We start from the raw sequence: 22366 nt of genomic DNA, 5'->3' as shown, positions 1-22366 counted from the left end.
TTAAAAAAGCAGGAAAATGGCAGGCTTTTTATGGAAATCGTGGTTCCCTTCTCGCCACTTGCGTATCGGCTGACTGATGATTTGTTCGTCGGCAGCCGTAAGGTTTACGGCCACGCAGAGGCGTGTCTGCGGCTTGCATACGCGGAGCAGCTCCGCAAGCAGCTGGTTGTTGCGGAAAGGGGTTTCGATGAACAGCTGCGTTTGTTTGTCGCGATGGGCCGCCTGTTCCAGTAAGCTGATTTTCCTGGTACGATCGCCTTTGTCTATGGGCAGATAGCCATGGAATGCAAAACTCTGCCCACTGAAACCTGACGCCATCAAGGCCAGTATAATAGAACTGGGACCTACCAACGGTACCACGTTGATTCCCCTTCGGTGGGCTTCAGCCACGATGTCTGCACCGGGATCCGCCACCCCAGGACAGCCCGCCTCGCTCATCATCCCCACATCCTTGCCCGATAACAACCCCGAAAAAAAAGACGCCACATCAGCCGAGCTCCGTGCGTGTTTTCCATAATCGTGCAGGATAAGCTTATCTTGCGGAGTCTGGATGCCCGCTTGTTTTAGGAATTTACGTGCAGTCTTTCCATTTTCCACGATATATTCGTCAATTGCATTGACTACCTCCCCGAGATGGGGCGTAAAAGAGGCCGCGGCGACATCGTCTGCCAAAGGCACGGGTATAAGGTACAGCGTTCCGTAAAGCATATACAAACGTAACAAAAAGGAGCTGTATAAGAATAATCATTATCTTGTGCGTTCAAATGCTTCGCATTCGTGAGCGCCTCCTGAAATAAACAGGTGAATAATGTATTATTTTAATCATGTTGGGTTTATTTATTCGAACACATTTCTTAATTTGGCCAAAAATCCGCTGAGCGATGTCCACACAAATCACTGACGGCGTAAAGGTTTCGGTTGAAACGGTGTATCAGCCGGAGTATTCCAATCCGGAAAACGAACATTTCATGTTCGCGTACCGGATTACCATTGAAAATTTGGGCGATTATAGTGTGCAACTCCTGCGCCGGCACTGGTACATTTTCGATTCCAACGGTACCCACCGGGAAGTGGAAGGTGAGGGGGTCGTTGGCCAACAACCCATTATCGAGCCGGGGGAGCGGCATGAATATGTTTCCGGCTGCAACCTGAAAAGCGACATGGGCACCATGGGCGGCACCTACCAAATGCTTCGGGAACTCGACGGCACGCTCTTCGAAGTGGATATCCCTAAATTCGATCTTATTGCACCGCATCGGCTGAACTAGCCCCCAGATAACCCAGGTACATACTTTTGCTGAATTGCCTTTTCTTGGCATTGTGCATGAATAGGTAAGCGTGAAATGGCTGAGCCCGCAATTGGGGAGGTAGCAAAACGGATATGTGCCCTGTTTTCCGCAAGTATACCTCCGTATTCCGACCTGCAACACCGGCTTCGGGACTATAAGCGACCAATACCGCCTCGTCCGTACCGCTCGCCATCGGCGCCGCGTCATCCGAGAAAAAGACCTCCAGCTTATTGCCATCGGCGACCACGTCATCCACGTTCACCGTCGGCAGCATACCCGTACTGATCAGTACTCGGTCGGCAGCAACATGCTGGTCGGGATAATGTCCGAGGACGGCACTCTGCATCAGCGCTTTCAATGCCTGTCCGAAGGCCTTGCTTTTATTGCCTTTGCCTTGGCTCATCCAGCTCTCAGCGATGAGGGGGCGGAGGGGGTGAAGGAAAGCCATCGCCAGACGCATGCGTTGCTGAACGGCCAGCCGCCCATTGGATTGCGCCTTCTTCTTCGGCTTGCTTCGGTCGTAGAAAAATTCCATGGTTTCTAGGTTATTCCTGCGTGGCGTCCGCAATAGGGATATATATCGTTTTCGATGCTTGCTTGCCGGACTTATCGATGAAAAAAAGCCATACATGCAGCTTTGACAGGTCGAGTTCGTATTCCAAATCTACGGTCTCCGCAGCTCCGTCCTGCCGCGTCGCTTCCACCATGGGCACAAAGGTACGCTTGGCCGCGTCGTACACCAGGAGATATGCCTCGTCATCCGGCGCACCACCCATACCGAACGTGCCAGGGTGCCAGGAAACGCGTAATTTCCCGTCAGCAAACCAAGCACGCTCATCTCCGGCCGTGACCAGGTGACCGTGGCTGAACCGCAGCTGCGGATAGTTGAGCCGTATACCCTGCTCGTCGCTGATAAATGCGTGGTCATAGTTGTAGCTGAATGCTGCGTTCCGGCCCGTAGCCCTGGTAGTGAACGGACCGAAACTCATTTCCAACAGCCGGGAAAGCGGGTCCAGAAAGCGATTCAGCAGGCTGAATTTTAGTCTTGCTTCCTCTTGAGCGGGCGTCGGTTTCCGGCGGCCCTTCTTCAAGGATAACCCTTTGATGTAATTGATATTCCGCCAACTGCTGCCAATTACGCTTCCCACTTTACCCCGGAAAGGGCCATGAATGCCTTTTTTAATCGTTGCCATCGGTTTATGAATTGGTACTACATCCGCAAGTTAATCATTTCAAAGACGGTATCACAAGAAAAACTTAAAAAATAGTAATTAACCTTTAGTCATCAATTGATTTCGTTAGAAAAATGGTATACTATTATTTGTCTTTTGTTCGTCTAAAAGACGATAAAAAGACGGCCGCTAGACGATAAAAAGACGAACAAACTCAGTAGTAATACCATTTTACAATAGTTCTTATCTTGATGGTCTTATGTAGACTTTTAAGACACGGATTGGACCCTAATCCGGCCCGGTTCATGCCCAACGAGCACACGGGAGGCGGGCAGACAGTGGCACGCGCCAAAACCGATATATTTCCGTATTTTTGCACCGGAATATGGCAACTCAGCAATCAGCTATCCTGTTCGGCGCCACCGGATTAATCGGCGGGCATCTCTTGCAAGAGCTGCTGAACAGTCCGGCATATGCGGCGGTCACAATCGTTGTCCGTCGTGACACCGGCGTCAGGCATGCCAAGTTGAGCCAACTGTTTGCCGACCACCAGTCATTGGATAACATCAGGGAACAGCTTAGGGGCGACCACATCTTTTGCTGCGTGGGCACCACGAAAAAGAAAACTCCCGACCTGGATGAATATTACCGGATCGACCATGACTATCCCGTCGCCGCAGCACAGTATACGAAGGATAATGGGGCATCGGCCTTTTTGCTCGTTTCGGCAGTAGGGGCCAATCCGGCATCGTCAAATTTCTACCTTCGGATGAAGGGGGAAACCGAACGGGATATCATCCGTTTGGGCTTTGAGCAAACGCATGTCTTCCGACCATCGCTACTGACTGGCGACCGCCGGGAAAAAAGGGGAATGGAATCGCTGGGTAGTGCCATCTTTAAGGTGATTAACCCTTTATTAATCAACGGATTATCGAAATACAAGGCCATTCCGGCTGCATGGGTGTCGAAAGCGCTATGCCGGGTGGCTATAACAGGTGAGCAGGGCGTCCATACATATCATTGGGCGGATATTAAAAAACGGATATGAGTATTTTGTCGACCGAACGGTTGGGGCATTCGTACCACGACAAGTGGCTATTTAAGGACCTACACTTCGCCCTCCAACGGGGTGAGCGGACCGCGTTGGTCGGTGCCAATGGTGCGGGCAAATCCACCCTGCTCGGTATCCTTTCAGGTGCCGTGGAGCCCTCGGAGGGCCAGGTTGTCTGCGAGAAGGGAACCCGCTTGGGCCACCTGAAACAAAACCCTGATTTCGAACAGTTTACTACTATTGCGGATTTTATCTATAGCGCGGATCACCAACAACAGCAGCTCATCCGGCGGTACGAAGAATTGGTGTCTGACCCCCTTGCCGACGCGATTAAATTAGCCGAATTGAGCGACGAACTCTCCGCGGCGAACGCATGGGAATACGAACACACCATCAAGGGAATCCTGTCACGCTTCCAATTGACCGATCTCTCCCAGCAGATCGCCACGCTTTCGGGGGGTCAACGGAAACGATTGGCGCTAGCCAAGTTGCTCATTGACGAGCCCGACGTATATATCCTCGATGAGCCGACAAATCACTTGGACATCGAAACCATCGAATGGCTCGAGAAATGGCTGGTAACCGGCCAGAAGACCGTGCTGTTGGTTACGCACGACCGATACTTTCTCGATAACGTTTGTACATCGATTTACGAATTGGAGGGTGGCTCCTTACAACGGTATAGCGGAAACTACAGTTATTACCTCGAAAAGCGGGCGGAGCGGGTCGCCGCAGCGGAAACGGCGCTGGTGAAGAACCGCAACTTGCTCCGTCGTGAATTGGAATGGATGCGACGTCAACCACAGGCGCGGGCCACAAAATCAAAGGCCCGGATCGATGCATTCCATGAACTGAAAGACAAAACGCAACAGGGCAACGCACAAGGTTCGGTACAATTAAGCGTTAAAGTTAGCCGATTGGGTGGAAAAATAATGGAACTGGAAGAAGTTGCCAAATCATACGAGGGAAAGCATGTTATCCGAAGCTTTTCCTACGTATTCAAGAAAGGCGACCGCATTGGCCTGGCCGGCCGAAACGGCTCCGGCAAAAGTACATTCCTCGACCTGATCACCAAAGTCACCGAACCCGATTCGGGCACAGTCGCCGTGGGGGAGACGGTGGTTTTCGGATATTACCGTCAAACCGGGCTGACCGTGGATACCGGCGCCCGGGTCATCGATGTCGTCAAGAACGTAGCCGAGTATATTACCATGGCCAACGGCGACACCCTCACGGCGGCCCAACTCCTTACGTTGTTTCTATTTCCCCCCGAAAAGCAATTCGGACTCGTAAGCAAGCTCAGCGGTGGCGAGCGCAAGCGGTTGCTGCTCATGCGGGTATTGATGAAGAATCCGAATGTATTGATCCTAGACGAACCGGCGAACGACCTCGATATCGATACCCTCAATGTATTGGAAGAATTCCTTGCAAACTATCCGGGTATCCTTTTATTGGTGTCGCACGACCGCTACCTATTGGATCGCCTCACGGACCAGTTATTCATTTTTGACGGCATGGGCGAAGTGATTTGCTATAACGGTAATTACGCGGCATTCAAGGCCGAACAGCGGGAGGCCGAGCAGCATGCCCCGAAAGCAAGTCCATCGAAAGCCGTTGAAAAACCTGCCAAGCCGGAAACAAAGACCAAACTCACCTTCCGTGAGCAACGGGAATACGAATTACTGGATAACGAAATTCCCAATCTGGAACGGCAAATTACAGAACAAACGAATCAGCTGGCCGGCGAAACGGACTACCAGTCGATCGCCGCTATGGCCGAAACGATCGATCGACTGACGCAGCAGCTCGACGCCAAAACAGCGCGTTGGCTTGCCTTAAGCGAATATGTATGATGTTCCACGTGGAACATCAATAAAAAGAAACGTTCCACGTGGAACAAATAAAGAAGTAGATGTTTAAAAAGTATAATGTTATCGTAGTGGGAGGGGGGCACGCCGGTTGTGAAGCAGCTGCAGCGGCCGCCAACATGGGCTCTTCGGTCTTGTTGATTACTATGAATATGGCTACCATTGGCCAAATGAGCTGTAACCCGGCGATGGGCGGCGTAGCCAAAGGCCAAATTGTCCGAGAAATCGATGCAATGGGCGGCTATTCGGGTATTATTGCGGATAAAACCACCATCCAATTCCGTATGCTCAACCAATCCAAAGGTCCCGCCATGTGGAGCCCGAGAACGCAAAACGACCGTATGCGGTTCGCCGAAGAATGGCGCCTCCAATTGGAAGCCATATCCAATATCGATATCTGGCAAGACACCGTAAACGCCATACAGGTAACAAACGGCAGGGCCACGGGCGTCGTAACCTCCCTCGGCATCACCGTCGATGCCGATGCGGTCATCCTTACCAACGGCACGTTCTTGAATGGAACCATCCATATCGGTGAAAAACGCTTCGGAGGTGGTAGAACCGCCGAAAAAGCGGCAACGGGACTCACTGAGCAGCTTGTAAGCCTTGGTTTCGAGGCCGGACGCATGAAAACAGGCACACCGCCGCGTGTGGACGGTCGAAGCCTGGACTATACCAAAATGGAAGAGCAATGGGGCGACGAGCAACGAGGCCGTTTTTCATTCACGGAAGTCGACCTCCCCAAGGAACAACGATGCTGCTGGATTACCTACACCAATGAAGCCGTACATGAAAAACTGAAGGAAGGTTTTGAAAAATCGCCGATGTTCACCGGCCGGATTCAGGGGCTCGGGCCGCGCTATTGCCCGTCGATAGAGGATAAAATCAATCGTTTTGCTGAGCGCGACCGACACCAGATTTTTGTGGAACCCGAAGGCTGGCAAACCGTCGAAATCTACGTGAATGGGTTCTCAACCTCTCTTCCGGAAGAAGTGCAGCAACAGGCACTCCGACTCATACCCGGCTTCGAAAATGCAAAGATGTTCCGCCCGGGATATGCCATCGAATACGACTACTTCCCCCCATTGCAATTGGATCTAACGCTGGAAACACACCTTATCAAGCACCTGTTTTTCGCTGGACAGATTAACGGCACCACCGGCTACGAAGAAGCCGCCAGTCAGGGCCTTGTTGCGGGAATCAACGCTCATCAACGAATCCACGATGGCCACGAACTTATCCTGAAACGGTCGGAATCCTATATCGGTGTGTTGATCGACGATCTTGTAACCAAGGGGACCGAAGAGCCCTACCGCATGTTTACATCGAGGGCCGAACACCGCCTCTTGCTCCGCCAGGACAACGCAGACGTACGGCTCACTCCGCTGGCGCATCAGCTCGGCATGGTTGGCGACGAGCGGTTGGAGAAAGTAAAAAACAAGATTGATGCCGCACAACAACTCGTTAACTATCTCCGTAAGCACTCGGTCGATGCGGAGCAAATGAATCCCGTGCTGGCCGAATTAGGCTCCAGCCCGATTACCCAAAAAATAAGATCGTTCAACATCCTTACCCGCCCCCATGTACACATGCAGCACCTAGCACAGGCTGACCGAAAGCTCGCGAAACTGATCGCCGGGTACGACAAAGAAGTCGTTGAACAAGCAGAAATACAGGTGAAATACGAAAGCTATTTTGAAAAGGAAATAGAGATTGTCAATAAAATGAAACGGATGGAAGACCAGGAAATCAATCCCGATTTCAACTATGCGAATCTCGTGTCGCTGTCCAAAGAGGCCCGGGAGAAACTCATCAAGGTCAAACCGCGTACACTTGGCCAAGCTTCCCGGATTTCTGGTGTTTCACCTTCGGATATTTCCGTTTTGATGGTTCATTTTAATTAAATTATTGATTAACAATTAGTTATATATAAATTCTATCAAGCTTCATAAATCAGTTACACGAGACTTTCTCGATTTTTCCAATGCAATACACGTCCGAAAATAAAATGCGCTCAAATCGCACGAAAATAGCCTCAAACGGAAAATGGGTTGTTTTGCTATTTTTCTCCGCCCTTATTTTGCTTACGTGGCAGTGTGCAAGCATCCAACAACCCCAAGGGGGACCGAAAGACTCCATTCCGCCCACCATTCTGGAGGAGACACCCGCAAACCTGACGCGCAACTTCCAAGCGGAAAAAATAGTGATCGAATTCGATGAGTTCATCAAGCTATCCAACCCCTTCAAGGAAATCAGTGTGTCACCCGATCTTGACCAACCCATCAATCCCCGGGTGAAACGGAAAAATATTGAAATTACACTTCCCGATTCCCTGGAAGAGAACACGACCTACACCATCAACTTCGGGAAAGCGATCGGCGACTTCAATGAAGGCAATCCGCTACTTAATTACAGTTACGTGTTTTCCACCGGCGATGTCATCGATTCCTTGTCCATCTCAGGAAAAGTAATCAATGCGCTTACCAAACAGGCAGAAAAGGAAATCACGGTGCTGCTCATCCCTACGCGTCAGGATTCCATCTTCGGTAAACGCAAGGCAAATATCTTTACGCTCACCGATACCGCCGGCAATTTCAGGTTACGGAATTTGCGTGAGGACAATTACCGGATATATGCACTGCGCGAGGAAAACAATGATCGCGTATACAACGCACCGGACGAATTTATCGGCTTTCTGAACGATTCCATCGTGCTGGACAAGGACACCGCCGGAATCGTACTTGAAGTATCTAAGGGAATACCCCGGGAGTTCCGATTACTCGATCGGAAAATAGAGCCGAGCGGCAAAATCACGTTCGTGTTCAACAAACCGTTGGAAGATGCGGCACTAACAATCATCCATCCGTCACAACTCGATGCTGATAAACAGGTTGAATACACCGCCAACCGCGATTCGGCGATCCTGTGGGTAAACGATCTCACCTTCGATTCGCTTAAGGTCAGTATCAGTAATCGAAACGAAATAATAGACACAGTCACTATGCGCCGTGGTCGAAACGACAAATACGACCGGGATTTCATCATCACGGACAACCTATCCCGAAACAGGGTTAACCGGATCCAACACATCGAACTCACCGCTGGATCTCCCATCCAGTCCATCGATCGAAGCAAAATCATCCTTCTTGTAGACTCCGTTCCCGTGACGAACTTCCAATTGGTTAAAGATACAACGGTTCAACGCCGGTATATTATGCGATACGGGTGGCGCCCGAAACACGACTATGTCTTAACGCTGGAAGAAGGCGCCTTCACCGGCTTCTTTTCCGACAAAAATAAGTCGGTTACCAAGACATTCACGATGGACGAAACCGAGAATTTCGGCGATATCCTATTGAAAGTCACTGTTCCGGACAGCGCGCATCAGTACCTGGTTCAACTTATCAATGAAAAAATGGATGTTATCCATCGAAGCGTACCGATAAAAAATTCAACGGACATCCCTTTCCGCCAGTTCCCGGGAGGTAAGTACACCATACGGGTCGTCTACGACGAAAATAACAATGGAAAATGGGATCCCGGCGATGTTCACGAAAACAAACAACCCGAGCGGGTATGGTACCTCGGCAAAACATTCATCATCCGGGCCAACTGGGAGCAAGAAGAACCGCTGACCATACCGGAATAGCGTGGATACTGTGGGTACTTAGGAAAACCAACTGGAATACATCACGTAACGATCCGGCAGTTCATCAAGCAACTGGCGCTGCTCCGGAGTGATCGGCTTCACTTTACGGGCAGGAACCCCGGCATATAGGTAACCGCTTTCACAAACCGTACCTTCCAACACTACGGCGCCAGCGGCAATGATGACGTAATTCTCCACAACGGCATGATCCATTACGATGGCACCCATACCGACCAGCACCCGGTCTTTCAGTTCACAACCGTGCACCAATGCAATATGCCCGATATTCACAAAACTACCAATGATCGTAGGCGCCGTGCGGTACGTACAATGGATTACCGCACCATCCTGGATATTCGTATACCTTCCAATCGTGATGCTATTCACATCGCCCCTTATAACCGCATTAAACCAGACCGAACAATGCTCTCCCAGGGTTACATCGCCGACCACCGTTGCATTCTCAGCTAGGAAACTAGCAGCTCCAATAACGGGATTAACCCCCTTCACGGGAAGAATTAAGGCCATAAGCAATAAAATGAATGTTTATAAAATCGTATCTACCCGTTTATCGGCGCGTTCGGGATAATCCGTCGTGTAATGTAAACCCCGGCTTTCCTTTCTCCTCATCGCCGATTTAATGACCAGGTATGCCACCTGAATAACATTCCGAAGCTCACACAACTTCACCGATAGCCGGGTATTCTTATAGAAACTTTCCGTTTCATCATACAAGAGGCCCAATCGCCGCATCGCCCGCTCCAATCGGAAATCCGAGCGTACAATACCCACATAGTCACTCATCACCTTCTGTGTTTCCCGTAAATTATGGGTCACTAAAATATCCTCATTGGAGAGTTCCGTGTTGGAATCGTCCCAATCGGGAATCTGCGTGGGCAATGCCAGTGTATCCACCGACGCAACAGCATCCTCATAAATCCGATGGGCAAACACGGTAGCTTCCAATAACGAGTTAGAAGCCAGCCTATTAGCTCCATGAAGGCCAGTAGAGGCGCATTCACCGCAAGCGTAGAGATTACGAATCGACGATCGCCCATGCTCATCCACCATAATGCCCCCGCACAAGTAATGTGCAGCTGGCGTAACGGGAACAAAATCCCGCGAGAGATCGATACCTATCGACAGGCATTTGGCATAGATGTTCGGAAAATGGGCGAGTATGTCCGCCTTCGTCCGATGGGTAACATCGAGGAACACGAAATCGTCGCCTGATTTCTTCATTTCCGAGTCGATAGCACGTGCCACGATGTCCCGCGGAGCCAAGCCCGCGCGTTCGTCATATTCCTGCATGAACATGTCACCATTCTTCCGCCTAAGTACACCCCCAAAACCGCGAACGGCCTCCGAAATCAAAAATGCTGGATACTCGCCTGGATTGTAAAGTGCTGTTGGATGGAACTGCATGAACTCCATATTCCGTACTTTCCCTTTTGCACGGTATACCATTGCTATGCCGTCGCCCGTTGCTATCACCGGATTTGTTGTACTGGCGTAAATATGTCCGGCTCCACCGGACGCCATCACGGTTACTTTGCTCAAAATACGCTCCACTTTATGATCCACCGTATTCAGCACATACACCCCGTAACAAGTGATATCGGGTGTACTTCTATCCACAAACGTTCCCAGATGGTGCTGCGTAATCAAATCCACCGCGAAATAGTGGGTCAATAATTCGATATTCGGATTTTCGTGGACCTTTTCAAGTAACACGCGTTCGATTTCAAAACCGGTGACATCTTTGTAATGAAGCACCCGATGCTCGGAGTGGCCGCCCTCCCGGGCTAAATCATATACGCCATCCGTCTTTTTGTCAAAGTGGGTTCCGTAATCGATAATCTCCTGGATCCGTTTCGGCCCTTCCCTAACCACATTTTCCACAACCCGTTCGTCACACAACCCGTCCCCAGCTATCAGTGTATCAGCGATATGCTTCTCGAACGAATCAGATTTATCCACAACCACAGCCACGCCCCCCTGCGCATACTTCGTGTTCGATTCGTCTTCATTTGACTTGGTGATGATCATCACTTTACCATGTGAAGCCGCTTTTAGGGCAAAACTCAGACCGGCTATCCCCGACCCGATAACTAAAAAATCAACCTGATGCATAAACAAAATAAGGCTAAACTGACTACCGCGGTTTGACGTCTGTAATGCTGTGAATAACGTGTCAATTAATGGTTGAATAAAAATGATAACTCCAGCTTTTACCCACTTCCCCTATTTTCTACACAACCTGCTACCGAAAACACTTCGAAATACACCACAATATTAACAAATCCTACCGAATAAATACTATACAAAATCATGTGAATATGAAATCAGCCCGAAAATGAAACGTATTGTAATTCAATAACAACAATTAAAATTTCTGTTAATAACATGTTAAAAAATAAGGAATAGTTAAAAATCAAAATAAAAAGTCCTTCCTTTCCCCACAAAACCAACACCCTAACAAACAATAATAAATAGGTTATTTAAAATACTTATTACTTATTGTAGCTGTGGGAAACAAAAAATCAAATCAATTTCTTTAGCTACCTTTGTATGGTCATGAACGGATATCTAGCTGAATTGGACAACAAGGGGTACATCGATGAACCGATTGACCCTACCTTGGATTTGGTTGATGAAATCAACCGGCTAAAAAAGGAGAAAAATGCCATCCTGCTGGCTCATTACTACCAAGAGCCGGAGATACAGGACATCGCTGATTATATCGGCGATAGTTTGGGGCTATCTCAACAGGCGGCAAAAACCGAAGCGGACGTAATCGTCTTTGCGGGGGTGCATTTTATGGCTGAGACGGCTAAAATCCTGTCGCCGGAGAAAAAAGTGCTGCTCCCCGACCTTAAAGCGGGGTGCTCGTTGTCGGATAGTTGCCCGCCGCATCTATTTGCCAAATTCAAGGAGCAATATCCCGATCATATCGCTATTACGTATGTGAATTGTACAGCCGAATTGAAGGCACTGAGCGATATCGTCTGTACATCCAGTAATGCCGTACAGATCGTGGATAGTTTACCCCTCGATCAGAAGATTATTTTCGGACCGGACAAGAACCTGGGCGAGTATGTACAGAAAAGGACAGGTCGTGAACTCGTGCTCTGGAATGGTGCCTGTATGGTTCATGAAATTTTCTCCCAGGAGCGCATCGAAGCGCTAAGAGCTGAATATCCGGAAGCAAAGTTCATTGCGCACCCGGAATGTGAGGAACATATCTTGGACGCTGCGGACTATATCGGGTCCACATCGGGCTTATTGAAATATACCAAAGAGCAGCAGGCAACTACCTTTATTGTGGCTACCGAGAGCGGTATCATCCACCAGATGCAAAAGGCGAGCCCGCACAAAACGTTCATTCCAGCGCCCCCAAATAATACCTGTGCGTGCAACGATTGCCCGTATATGAAACTCAACACACTGGAGAAGTTGTACAATTGCATGAAGTTTGAGCAACCGGAAATTATATTACCTGCTGATGTGATTGACCGGGCGAGAAGGCCTATTGAGCGGATGTTGGAAATTTCGGCCAGGTTGGGACTTTAGCGGGGAGTTGATAATTGATTAAGGAATAAGGATTATAGGAGCAAGGATAGTTGTTAAGGATGGACCGTAAGTCTTTAGTCTTTAAATCTTTGTTCCTTAGTCTAATATATAGCATACGATGTTTGATAATAAAGAACACACGAATATAGACCAGCTGGGTGAGTTTGGGTTGATAGCACACCTTACGAAGGCGGTTGAGTGCACGGAAAAATCAACGACGAAAGGTATCGGCGACGATGCTGCGGTCTTGGATTTTTCAGGTGATAAGACCTTGGTTTCTACCGATCTGTTATTGGAGGGAGTTCATTTCGATTTGCGGTATGTTCCTTTCAAGCATTTGGGATATAAGGCTGTACAAGTGAATTTGAGCGACATCTATGCGATGAATGGTACGGCCTCGCAAGTTACGTTTTCCATTGGGTTATCCAGTAAGTTCCCGCTCGAAGCCATTGAGGAGCTGTACGCCGGGGCGTTGTTGGCGTGCAAGAACTACCAGGTGGATTTGGTGGGGGGCGATACGTCCGCTTCTGCGCAGGGGCTGGTGATCAGTGTTACCAGTATCGGCCATGCAAAAGCGGAAGATGTCGTTTACCGAAGTGGTGCAAAAGAAGGTGATTTGGTCTGTGTATCTGGCGACTTGGGTGGTGCATACGTCGGTTTACAGCTCCTGGAACGGGAAAAGCGTATTTTTTTGGAAAATCCTTCAATCCAACCCGATTTGGAAGGAAAAGACTATATCGTGGAGCGGCAGCTTAAACCGGAAGCCCGAAGGGATATCATCCAGTTATTGGCATCGTTGGGTGTTAAGCCTACGGCGATGATAGACGTATCGGATGGATTGGCATCCGAGATCCTGCATATTTGCAACGCATCCGATACGGGTTGCCGGTTGTACGAGGAAAAGATACCCATCGATCCGATGACCTATGACACCGCACGTGAATTTGCACTCGATCCTACCGTTTGCGCACTGAATGGAGGCGAAGATTACGAGTTGCTCTTCACGGTGAGCCAATCGGAATACGATAAGTTATCCGGCCAATCCGACATCAGCATCATTGGCCACATCACCGATAAGGCCTCGGGGCATGAACTGATTTCCAAGTCGGGCAAAGTCCATCCCATTAAAGCGCAGGGATGGAATGCTTTTGGTTCCAAAGACTAGTGTAGTCGTGCCTGAATTTCTTATTGCTTGAGGAATCCCCTAAGTACGTATTGCAATATTCCACCGTGTCGGTAATATTCGATTTCGATGGCCGAGTCAAACCGCGCGCGGGCTTTGAAGGCCACCACTTGGCCATCGGCTTTGGTGGCGGTTACGTCTAGTATTTTATGTGGCTTCAAGTCGTTCGAAACGCCGGTGATGGCAATTATTTCCGTGCCGTCCAGACCCAGGGTTTCCGCGTTTTCCCCTTCGGGGTACTCTAAGGGCAGCACCCCCATCCCAACGAGGTTGCTGCGGTGTATGCGTTCAAAACTCTCGGCGATGACCGCTTTAATACCAAGTAGGTTCGCCCCTTTCGCTGCCCAGTCTCTGGACGATCCACTGCCATACTCTTTTCCGGCCAATACCACCAGCGGTGTGTCGGATTCGATATATTTCATGGCGGCATCATACACCGAAAGTGTTTCGCCGGTAGGGAAATACGTGGTATAACCACCTTCCTTCGTGGTTATTTTATTCCGTATGCGAACATTGGCAAACGTGCCACGCATCATGACCTCGTGATTGCCGCGCCGGGAGCCGTAGGAGTTGAAATCGCGGGGTTCAACACCTTTGGAAACCAGGTATTGGCCCGCTGCGGAATCCGATTTAAATGAGCCTGCGGGCGAGATGTGGTCTGTGGTTACGGAATCGCCTAAGGCAAGCAGCACGCGCGCATCCTTGATGTCTTGTGTGGGAAGTGGTTCGTCGCTGATATCTTTAAAGAACGGCACTTCCTGTATATAGGTGGAATCATCATTCCAGCCGAAATTTTTCCCTTCTGGCGCGAGAAGTTGTTTCCAGTCGTCACCCCCATCAAAGATCACGTCGTATACGGCTTTGAAGTCTTCCACCCGCATGCAGCTGTTTATCGTATCCACAATCTCCTGCTGTGTAGGCCAGATATCGCGCAGGTAAACGGGATTGCCGTTCGGGTCGTAGTCCAATGGGTCATTGATAAGGTCGATGTCGACACGGCCCACCAATGCATAAGCAACCACAAGCATGGGCGACATCAGGAAGTTCATCTTTACCTGTGGGTGCACACGGGCCTCGAAATTCCGGTTTCCCGAAAGTACGGAGGCCACGACGAGGTCGCCTTTATCCACCGCTTCAGCGATGTGTGGAGGCAGGGGGCCACTATTTCCGATGCACGAGGTACATCCATAACCTACGGTGTGAAAACGCAAGGCTTCCAGATCTTCCAGGAGATTGGCACGATGCAGGTATTCAGTTACCACTTTAGAACCGGGGGCCAAACTGGTTTTTACCCATGTTTTGGTACGCAAACCGCGTGCTACGGCTTTGCGCGCCACCAGTCCGGCACCCACCATGACTGCAGGGTTGGAGGTATTTGTACAGCTGGTAATGGCAGCGATGACAATGCTGCCATCGCTAAGCACGTATTCTTTGTTCTTAATTTTTATCCGCACGGACCGGATGTCTTCCGTTTCTACTTGGATTTCGTCCGGCTTGAGCCTATCTTCGTAGGTGAATTCACTACCCGATCCCCCTTCCGAGAGCCATGCGTGTTCCTGTCGATCTTTTACGGGCAGGTAGTTGCGCTGGTATTCCTGCGCCAGCAGGTGCGAAAACTGGGTGTTCAAATCCTTTACCAATATTTTGTCCTGTGGTCGCTTTGGGCCTGAAACGGTCGGTTGCAATGTGTTCAGATCAAGCTCAAGCACATGCGAATACTGGATTTCTTCGCTGCCTGTGCGCCACAGCAGGTTTTCTTTGCAGTAGTCTTCTACGAGGTCTATTTGTTCTTCGGACCGGTTGGTTCGGCGCATGTACTCCAATGTTTGGTTGTCGATGGGGAAGTACGTCACTGTACAACCAAATTCCGGAGACATATTGGAGATGGTGGCGCGGTCGGTAACACTGAGGTGGTCGAGCGCATCGCCGAATACTTCCACGAACTTACCGACTACACCGAAATCACGCAACAGTTTGGTAATGGTGAGCACCATATCGGTAGCGGTACAACCGGCGGGTATTTTCCCGGTCAATTTCAGTCCGACCACCTGGGGGCAGGTGAAATAGATAGGCTGGCCCAACATGGCTGCTTCAGCTTCGATACCACCGACCCCCCAGGCGATTACGCCGATGCCATTGACCATCGGCGTGTGTGAGTCGGTTCCCACCAACGTATCGGGAAACGCCCACCCGTCGCGGGTAATCACGCCCTTGGCGAGGTATTCGAGGTTCACCTGGTGGCATATGCCCATGCCGGGGGGCACCACGGTGAAATTGGTCAGCGCCTGCTGGCCCCATTTAAGCAATTGGTACCTTTCGGCGTTGCGCTCATATTCGAGCTCCACATTGCTTTGGTAGGAATAGTTTGTGCCGAAATAATCTACTTGTACCGAATGGTCGATGACCAGGTCGACCGGAATGGCCGGATTGATTTTACTTCCGTCGCCGCCCTTCCGGATTACTTCCGCCCGTATGGAAGCGATATCCACAATGGCCGGTACCCCTGTGAAATCCTGCATCAATACACGGGCCGGTTTAAAGGGGATTTCCTTATCGGTACCCGATGGGTTCCAATTGATCAGGGTGTCTAAGTGCTCATCGGTAACAGCGAAATTGTCGTGGTTGCGCAATACGTTTTCAAGCAGTATGCGGATGGAAAAAGGAAGTTTCGTTATTCCACTGTTTTCTTGAGCCAATTTTTTCAGGGATGCAGTTTGATAAGCCATATCGTTTAGTTCGTGTTTTGTGATTAGATAAAGAACGTCTTTCTCGTGAACAACAACTGAAAGTACCGTATGTGCTAATATAGTGAAAAAAATGGAATTGTGACAGACGAGTATACGCCCATAAGGGTAGCGAAGCCAGACAATAGCACGATTCGTTGATGTTGGGAAAGGTAAATTTTTTTGGCTGACTTACAAATAAATATATATACCTTTGGCTTTTATTATTTTAATTTTTCAATACAATGGCAGAAGGAGTAGTAAAATTCTTCAATGAAACCAAGGGTTTTGGTTTTATCGTTCCTAACTCAGGTGAAAGCGAAATTTTCGTTCACTCATCAGGCTTAATCGACAAAATTCGTGAAAACGACAACGTTTCTTACGATGTTGAACAGGGTAGAAAAGGACTAAATGCGGTAAATGTTAAAGTAATCTAAGGGTTACTATCACTATATTTATTGTATTTAGCCGTCTCGCCCCAGGCGAGACGGCTTTTTTGTGCCCCTTGCTTCGCGGTTACCAATCAGGTTCCCATAGGGTTTCAAGGAATCGACATGGTCAAAAATCACTTTAGCGGCACCAAGGAACGGCACAAACAAGATCATCCCTGCTACACCCCAAACCAAGCTGCCGGCCAGCAGCGCCATGATGGTAAACAACGCATTCAATTGGATTTTACTACCCGTTATTTTGGGTGTGAGGATGTAACTGTCTATCTGCTGCAGCACAATGAAGAACAAGGCCACAATGGCTGGCGTGACGAGCGAGTCGCGCGTGATTAAGGTATAAAGTACCACGATTGCACTCCCCGCTACCGAGCCGATATAGGGAATGATGTTGATAAAAGCGACCATAACGCCAAAAAAGAGGGCATTTTCAATGCCAATGATGGTTAGGCCGACGGTATTGATGACCGAGAAAATTAAGGCTACAATACATACACCTGTCAGGTAAGAGCTGGCTACATCAGTCGTTTTATCAACCACGTCACGGGCTTCATCCAAGTTCGTTGATCCGGCATAATGGACGACTAGGGCCAATACGAAATTTTTAAACCGGCGACGATAGATGAGCAAGAGGACAGTATAGGCGGTGATAATCAACAGGTGGACCAGGAAGGACAGTATTGAGCGGAAAATATCGCCAACATATTTACCGGCAAGGTTTGAGAACCCGTCAATCTGGTTTTTCAAATACGCCTTTTGCGTATCCACGGGTAGCTGGAAGTGTTCGGATATGAAATCGTGGGCTGAATTGAGCATATCGTTCAGCTTGCTTCCGATTAAGGGCATATCCTTTCCCAATGCGATGATCTGGTTGATGAGTAGGTATCCGACGCCCAAAAGTAGCACCAAAGCAAAAAGTGCGCATGCTACAGCGGCCAGCCCCCTTGGGATGCTGCGTCGCTCAAGCCTTCGGCAAAGCGGCACCAACAACATGGCCATCATCGCTCCGATAGCGAGGGGAATAAAAAAAGGTTTCGCGAAATGCAGGATGCCAAAAAAAAGTACAATAAAGAGCAAAACCTGGTTGAAACGGGTAATCGGGTTGATTCCTGCTTGCATTACAATACGCTATCGATGGCTTTTGCGAGGTTTCGGTCCTTTTCGGTCACCACGCCACCGGCGTCGTGCGTGGATAGCCACATTTCTACCTTATTCCAGGTATTGGTCCACGTAGGGTGATGGTTATGTTGCTCGGCCAGTAAGGCGACCCGAACCATAAAAGCAAAGGCTTCGGAGAAGTCCTTGAACGTAACTGATCGGTAAAGCGTATTATTTTGTTCTTGCCACATGAGTAAGGAAATTGGTGGTTAAACATGATTCATTATCGAAACAAACAAAAGCACCTTTTGTTTCGGCCAAGTTATTGAATTATTCCAGTACAGCCTCTAACACCTCGTGTGATTTTATTTCGCCCAAGTGATCCACGTGGAACTGATAAAAATCGAGGATCCTACCCAGCAGGAAGCGGCGGTCCATTAGCGAAATGCGTAGCGATTCCAGCCGGTCGAATGAGGAGGACAATAGATCCGCGAAAAGCGATGTATAGGGATTTTCCAACACCAACGGATGTGCCGGCAACCGGCTGCAGAATACACCGTCTTTTAAATCGAAGTAGACCTGGCCCGGTTTCGGTTGGGCGGGGTGGAAGCCGAGGTAGCGTGACAGTTTGAGCAGGAAAAGCAGATGGAAATTTGGGGACATTTTTTCGGTATTGTCCAGCCACGACACCGCATTAAAGACGAAGCTGAACAACGGTTCGTCGGCCGATTGTTGGCGCAGGCATTTATAGAGCATTTCATTCAGAAACAGTGCGACCGTGCTTTTGCCAATGTCGAAAGGGATGGTTTGGAAAGCAGGTTTCTGGCGGGCCTCGGAAATCCGCTGCAGCGAAGCATTAGCGCGGTGGTATACTACCATATCGAGCAGATGCAGGGGTTGTAAGAGGGTGGTGCCGATTTTGGCTTTCGGTTTCCGGGCACCGTTTACCATATACGACTGCAGACCGAACTTTTCGGTAAATACCTGGACTACCACACTGCTTTCCGAATAGTTGGTCGCCTTCAATACGATACCACGGGTTTTATGCAACATGTTATTCGAAAAATCTAATCCACAGCTTGGGAAGGAAAATGAGGGTACCGACAGTTGCTGAAAAAACCGCAGCAACCAACACGGCACCCGCGGCAGCATCTTTCGCCTTTTTTGCCAACGGATGTTCGTTGGGAGACACCATATCTACCCATGCTTCGATGGCCGTATTGATCAGCTCAGCCATTATTACGAGCGCTATGCATACGGCAATCCAACACCACTCCCCCGGGGCCAGCCGAAGCCAGACACCAAGCGCAACGGCAACCAAGGCTAGGATCATATGAATCCGTAAATTCCGTTCACTGCGGTAGGTAGCTACGATACCATTGAACGCATCGGCGAATGGATTGTGTTTCCGTTTAGTCATTGTTGTCAACCGGGTTTCTCTTGCGTTCATCCAATAGGCTGCGGCGTTCTATTTTGCGGATGAGGCTGTATATGATGGTCAAAAACCCGAGCCCGAAAACAACGACACCGAACAGCAGTAGCCATTTATAACCAACAGAATCACCATCCATGAGATATAAGCCGAATGTGCCTAGCAAGAGTCCGGAGATGGTGCCGATAATTCCCCGAAGCAAGTATTTATTCATAACCAAACGCTAGAAGTCTTCAACAAAGATAAGGTTTTCGCCATATGATGCTATTATACAAGGAATACTTATCTTTATAGATTCATTACGATGTAGCATGCCCAACATAACATTACGTGATATTGCAAAAGCGCTGGGTTTGTCCGTCTCTACGGTATCCAAGGCGTTGCGTGACAGCTATGAAATCAGCGAGAGCACCAAGAAACGTGTGGCTGATTATGCGCGGGTGAACCACTATATGCCGAACCGGATGGCCAAAAGCCTGAAGGAGGGCAAAAGTGGGTCCATTGGCGTGGTGGTATGTTCCATAGACAACAGTTTTGTGTCGCGGATGCTAGATGGCATCGATGGTACGTGTGTAGCTTCGGGCTATGACATCATCATCATGCAGAGCAAAGAATCGCTGCTCCAAGAAAGGGCTTGCCTTAAGCAACTGGAGGCCCGGGGCGTGGAGGGTATGCTGATTTCGCCGTCTGCCGAAACAATAGATATGGAACATATCGACCAGTTGACTGCAACGGGAATGCCGGTTGTTCTTTTTGATCGGATCAGAAAGCACCCCGGTACGTTCCAGGTGGGAATCAATAACCGGGAAGGGGCCTTCAGGGCCACCCAACACTTGATCGACAATGGGTATCGGCGCATCGCGATGCTCAATATTGGTCCGGGTATCTATTTTGCCGACCAGCGGGGCGCCGGCTATTGCGACGCATTGGCCGCCAATGGGATCGGCTATCGAGAGACGTATGTTCGCCTTTGTGCGCCCACGGACCGCGAAACATTAAAGGCGAGTGTAGCCGCAAACATCCGGGCGCTTTTCGCCTTGCCCGATAAGCCGGAGGCACTCTTTACCACCACCGACCAATTATCGACCCACAGCCTTAGCATATTGCATGAACTGGGTTATCGTATTCCGGACGATATCGCGCTTATCGGCTTCAGCAATACCGAGTTTGCAAGCATGCTAACACCGCCGCTTTCTACCGTGTACCAGCCGGCATTCGAAATAGGCAGGCAGGCGGCGGAAACGCTTGTTGGCTTGATCGACGGGAAAGGGTCCGGAGACGCTGAAACGATTATGTTGCCGGTACAGCTAGCTGCCCGGGAGTCGAGTAGGCTTAAGCGTTGACCAGTGCGACGAGTCGCGCGCAGATATCCGCAGCCACCTCGGTTTTGGGTTTGAGGCTAAATTCGTCGAAGGTATGGTGTTTGTCGATAATGGTAATTTTGTTGCTGTCGCCAGCAAAACCAGCACCCTTGTCGCGTGTTGAGTTCAGGACGATAAAATCGAGGTTCTTCCGGCGGAGTTTGTCTTGCGCACTGGCGATGCCATCATCGGTTTCGAGGGCGAACCCGACAAGCACTTGTCCTTCCCGCTTCTGCTGGCCCAAGGTGGCCAGGATATCGGTTGTCTTAACCAGTTCGAGGCCCAACAGGTGCCCGCTATCCTTTTTGATTTTTTGATTGGCTACGTCTTTAGGCGTGAAATCGGCCACGGCGGCGCTCATCACCGTGATGTCAGCGTAGGTGAAATGGGCTATGCAGGCATCAAGCATCTCGGCAGCCGAGGTAACAGGTACCATTGCTACTCCCTGTGGCGCCGGCAATGCGGTTGGGCCGCTCACCAGCGTAACATCCGCACCCAAGTTGACCAGTTGTGCGGCGATGGCATATCCCATTTTGCCACTGGAGTGGTTGCCGATGTACCGTACCGGATCGATGGCTTCTTGGGTAGGCCCAGCGGTGACCAGTGCTTGCTTTCCTGCTAGCGGACGTGGTGCGGCGAAATGCGCCTCGAGAAAGGCGAGGATTTCTTCGGGTTCGGCAAGACGCCCCTCCCCTGAAAGCCCGCTAGCCAGCGCTCCATCACCGGGAGGGATGATGTGGTTGCCGAACGACTTCAACCGGTTTATGTTAGCCCGCGTGCTTCCGTGTTGCCACATATCGATATCCATGGCCGGAGCCACGAAAACCGGCGATTTTGCCGACAGGTATATGGCACAAAGCAGGTTGTCGCATAACCCTTGCGCGAATTTTGCCAACGTATTGGCACTTGCCGGGGCTACGACTACGGCATCAGCAGCCAATGCGAGATGCACGTGGTTGTTCCATTCGCCCGAGTGGGGGTGGAAGTAGTCTACCAATACGGGGTTGCCCGAAAGGGTGGATAGTGTAAGCGGCGTGATGAAGCTTGTGGCATCGGGGGTCATGACCACCTGTACCTTTGCGCCCGCTTTGACGAGCAGGCGGATCAGGTGGGCCGACTTGTAAGCGGCGATACTGCCGCATACACCCAGCAGGACGTGCTTTCCCCGGATGCTCACTAGGCTATTCGCTATCGTTTTCCGTTTCTGGGTTTCTGAAGTAAACCTTGTCGTTCAGGAATTCGTCGATGGCTACCAAGCTGGGCTTGGGCAAGCGCTCGTAGTGTTTGGAAATCTCGATTTGTTCGCGGTTTTCGAACACCTCTTCGAGGTTATCGTTGGTGGTTGCAAATTCGGCCAGCTTACCGTTCAACTCCTCTTTCACGTCTACCGAAATTTGGTTTGCGCGCTTCCCTATGATGACGATGGACTCGTAAAGATTGTCCGTTTTCTTGTCCAGCTCCCGCAAATCGCGGGTAACCGTTGTGTTAGGGGTGGTATTGCTTATTTGAGTACTCATATCT

Annotated in this window: 22 protein-coding genes; 9 read left to right on the top strand and 13 right to left on the bottom strand. The window is 49.8% G+C overall.

The window, feature by feature from the left end:
- Positions 1–708 carry an SAM-dependent methyltransferase gene (locus VNQ80_RS16770; RefSeq protein ID WP_325640771.1) on the bottom strand — a complete coding sequence of 236 codons (708 nt, stop codon included), beginning with the start codon at positions 706–708 and terminating at the stop codon, positions 1–3.
- Positions 709–881: 173 nt separating this feature from the next.
- Here VNQ80_RS16770 and apaG point away from each other — a divergent pair, with 173 nt between their 5' ends.
- The gene (apaG, locus tag VNQ80_RS16765) at positions 882–1268 is read left to right on the top strand and encodes a Co2+/Mg2+ efflux protein ApaG (protein WP_325640769.1); all 387 of its coding nucleotides are present in this window, start codon (positions 882–884) and stop codon (positions 1266–1268) included.
- Here apaG and VNQ80_RS16760 read toward each other — a convergent pair.
- Positions 1243–1824, bottom strand: a complete 582-nt coding sequence (locus VNQ80_RS16760; protein ID WP_325640767.1) for a DUF6266 family protein — start codon at positions 1822–1824, stop codon at positions 1243–1245. The two genes, apaG and VNQ80_RS16760, sit on opposite strands and share 26 nt — an antisense overlap.
- Before the next feature lie 10 nt (positions 1825–1834).
- The gene (locus tag VNQ80_RS16755) at positions 1835–2482 is read right to left on the bottom strand and encodes a DUF6266 family protein (RefSeq protein WP_325640765.1); all 648 of its coding nucleotides are present in this window, start codon (positions 2480–2482) and stop codon (positions 1835–1837) included.
- A gap of 364 nt (positions 2483–2846) precedes the next feature.
- Between VNQ80_RS16755 and VNQ80_RS16750 the strand changes: the two genes are divergently transcribed.
- The 4 genes from VNQ80_RS16750 (at position 2847) to VNQ80_RS16735 (ending at position 9029) form a co-directional block, all read left to right on the top strand.
- Positions 2847–3509 carry an NAD(P)H-binding protein gene (locus tag VNQ80_RS16750; RefSeq protein WP_325640763.1) on the top strand — a complete coding sequence of 221 codons (663 nt, stop codon included), beginning with the start codon at positions 2847–2849 and terminating at the stop codon, positions 3507–3509.
- Entirely contained in the window at positions 3506–5365 is a 1860-nt protein-coding gene (locus VNQ80_RS16745; RefSeq protein WP_325640761.1) for an ABC-F family ATP-binding cassette domain-containing protein, read from the top strand. The genes VNQ80_RS16750 and VNQ80_RS16745 overlap by 4 nt, the downstream gene beginning before the upstream one ends.
- Positions 5366–5424: 59 nt before the next feature.
- Positions 5425–7284, top strand: coding sequence for a tRNA uridine-5-carboxymethylaminomethyl(34) synthesis enzyme MnmG (gene mnmG / locus VNQ80_RS16740; RefSeq protein WP_325640759.1), 1860 nt, complete (start codon positions 5425–5427; stop codon positions 7282–7284).
- A 104-nt stretch (positions 7285–7388) separates the two neighbouring features.
- Positions 7389–9029, top strand: a complete 1641-nt coding sequence (locus tag VNQ80_RS16735; protein ID WP_325640757.1) for an Ig-like domain-containing protein — start codon at positions 7389–7391, stop codon at positions 9027–9029.
- A gap of 18 nt (positions 9030–9047) precedes the next feature.
- Here the strand turns inward: VNQ80_RS16735 and VNQ80_RS16730 are convergent, their stop codons facing one another.
- On the bottom strand, positions 9048–9557 hold the full coding sequence (locus VNQ80_RS16730; protein WP_325640755.1) for a gamma carbonic anhydrase family protein: 510 nt from the start codon (positions 9555–9557) through the stop codon (positions 9048–9050).
- A gap of 18 nt (positions 9558–9575) precedes the next feature.
- The gene (gene nadB, locus VNQ80_RS16725) at positions 9576–11162 is read right to left on the bottom strand and encodes an L-aspartate oxidase (protein ID WP_325640753.1); all 1587 of its coding nucleotides are present in this window, start codon (positions 11160–11162) and stop codon (positions 9576–9578) included.
- A gap of 444 nt (positions 11163–11606) precedes the next feature.
- Between nadB and nadA the strand changes: the two genes are divergently transcribed.
- Together nadA and thiL are read left to right on the top strand one after the other, a co-directional pair.
- On the top strand, positions 11607–12602 hold the full coding sequence (nadA, locus tag VNQ80_RS16720; protein ID WP_325640751.1) for a quinolinate synthase NadA: 996 nt from the start codon (positions 11607–11609) through the stop codon (positions 12600–12602).
- A 118-nt stretch (positions 12603–12720) separates the two neighbouring features.
- Entirely contained in the window at positions 12721–13767 is a 1047-nt protein-coding gene (gene thiL / locus VNQ80_RS16715; RefSeq protein WP_325640749.1) for a thiamine-phosphate kinase, read from the top strand.
- Positions 13768–13787: 20 nt separating this feature from the next.
- Here the strand turns inward: thiL and acnA are convergent, their stop codons facing one another.
- The gene (acnA, locus tag VNQ80_RS16710; protein WP_325640801.1) at positions 13788–16535 is read right to left on the bottom strand and encodes an aconitate hydratase AcnA; all 2748 of its coding nucleotides are present in this window, start codon (positions 16533–16535) and stop codon (positions 13788–13790) included.
- A gap of 218 nt (positions 16536–16753) precedes the next feature.
- Here acnA and VNQ80_RS16705 point away from each other — a divergent pair, with 218 nt between their 5' ends.
- A complete protein-coding gene (locus VNQ80_RS16705) occupies positions 16754–16945 on the top strand; it encodes a cold-shock protein (RefSeq protein WP_090626780.1) in 192 nt (63 codons plus the stop codon).
- A gap of 27 nt (positions 16946–16972) precedes the next feature.
- On the opposite strand, the gene VNQ80_RS16700 is transcribed toward VNQ80_RS16705, so the two are convergent.
- The 5 genes from VNQ80_RS16700 to VNQ80_RS16680 form a co-directional block, all read right to left on the bottom strand.
- Positions 16973–18073: an AI-2E family transporter gene (locus VNQ80_RS16700; RefSeq protein WP_325640744.1), complete on the bottom strand. Its 1101-nt coding sequence runs from the start codon at positions 18071–18073 to the stop codon at positions 16973–16975.
- Positions 18073–18303 carry a 4a-hydroxytetrahydrobiopterin dehydratase gene (locus VNQ80_RS16695; RefSeq protein WP_325640742.1) on the bottom strand — a complete coding sequence of 77 codons (231 nt, stop codon included), beginning with the start codon at positions 18301–18303 and terminating at the stop codon, positions 18073–18075. Before VNQ80_RS16695 ends, VNQ80_RS16700 begins: the two co-directional genes overlap by 1 nt.
- A 79-nt stretch (positions 18304–18382) precedes the next feature.
- On the bottom strand, positions 18383–19105 hold the full coding sequence (gene recO / locus VNQ80_RS16690) for a DNA repair protein RecO (protein WP_325640740.1): 723 nt from the start codon (positions 19103–19105) through the stop codon (positions 18383–18385).
- 1 nt (position 19106) lies between these two features.
- Positions 19107–19472, bottom strand: coding sequence for a diacylglycerol kinase family protein (locus VNQ80_RS16685; RefSeq protein WP_325640738.1), 366 nt, complete (start codon positions 19470–19472; stop codon positions 19107–19109).
- Complete coding sequence (locus VNQ80_RS16680; protein ID WP_325640736.1) at positions 19465–19698, bottom strand: signal peptidase; 234 nt, start codon at positions 19696–19698, stop codon at positions 19465–19467. Before VNQ80_RS16680 ends, VNQ80_RS16685 begins: the two co-directional genes overlap by 8 nt.
- A gap of 97 nt (positions 19699–19795) precedes the next feature.
- Here VNQ80_RS16680 and VNQ80_RS16675 point away from each other — a divergent pair, with 97 nt between their 5' ends.
- On the top strand, positions 19796–20827 hold the full coding sequence (locus tag VNQ80_RS16675) for a LacI family DNA-binding transcriptional regulator (RefSeq protein WP_325640734.1): 1032 nt from the start codon (positions 19796–19798) through the stop codon (positions 20825–20827).
- On the opposite strand, the gene coaBC is transcribed toward VNQ80_RS16675, so the two are convergent.
- Both coaBC and VNQ80_RS16665 read right to left on the bottom strand, forming a co-directional pair.
- A complete protein-coding gene (gene coaBC / locus VNQ80_RS16670) occupies positions 20817–22022 on the bottom strand; it encodes a bifunctional phosphopantothenoylcysteine decarboxylase/phosphopantothenate--cysteine ligase CoaBC (protein WP_325640732.1) in 1206 nt (401 codons plus the stop codon). The two genes, VNQ80_RS16675 and coaBC, sit on opposite strands and share 11 nt — an antisense overlap.
- A gap of 4 nt (positions 22023–22026) precedes the next feature.
- Complete coding sequence (locus tag VNQ80_RS16665) at positions 22027–22362, bottom strand: DNA-directed RNA polymerase subunit omega (protein ID WP_325640730.1); 336 nt, start codon at positions 22360–22362, stop codon at positions 22027–22029.
- Between the last annotated feature and the right edge of the window lie 4 nt (positions 22363–22366).

The sequence above is a fragment of the Parapedobacter sp. genome, assembly GCF_035556095.1.
GTDB lineage: Bacteria > Bacteroidota > Bacteroidia > Sphingobacteriales > Sphingobacteriaceae > Parapedobacter.
Note: the sequence above shows the minus strand (reverse complement) of the source record. Positions and strands in the feature narration are given on the sequence as shown.